This window comes from Bradyrhizobium sp. NBAIM08 (assembly GCF_020193935.1).
GTDB lineage: Bacteria > Pseudomonadota > Alphaproteobacteria > Rhizobiales > Xanthobacteraceae > Bradyrhizobium > Bradyrhizobium yuanmingense.
Window position 1 is genome coordinate 1 of the sequence record NZ_JADYVR010001109.1, and the last position, 395, is coordinate 395.

Annotated in this window: 1 protein-coding gene; it reads right to left on the reverse strand. The window is 63.0% G+C overall.

What is annotated here, in order from left to right:
- Positions 1–172: 172 nt before the first annotated feature.
- Positions 173–395: PIN domain-containing protein (locus tag I6F37_RS43700; RefSeq protein ID WP_225154939.1), on the reverse strand; the 223-nt coding region annotated here is incomplete at its 5' end.

Here is a 395-nt window from a genome sequence, read left to right on the forward strand (position 1 = left end):
CCTTTGCGCCTCTGCGCGAGACCTCACTGTGAATCGGCTTAACTTAGCGCCATGCGGGTCAGGTCGGAACATGAAACTGAGCCGCGTGAATCGCGAAGTCCTGCTGCAAGTTCGCCATGCCCCCTGGCCAGATCGCCCGCCGCGAGGAGTGAGTGCGGACGGCGTGCAGCTGTCATTTCCAAACGAGGACTTTCAGGCCTTTGACGCGTTTGAATTCGCCGGCGTTGGCGGTCACGAGGGTCGCACCGAGGCTGCGGGCTTGGGCGGCAATCAGGAGATCCAGCGGGCCGATGGTGGTGCCTGCCGTTTCGAGGGCGGCGCGGATATCGGCATAGTGGAGCGCGGCGTCGAGGGTGAAGTCCGCGAGCGAGAAGAAGCTGAGGAAAGCTTCGAGA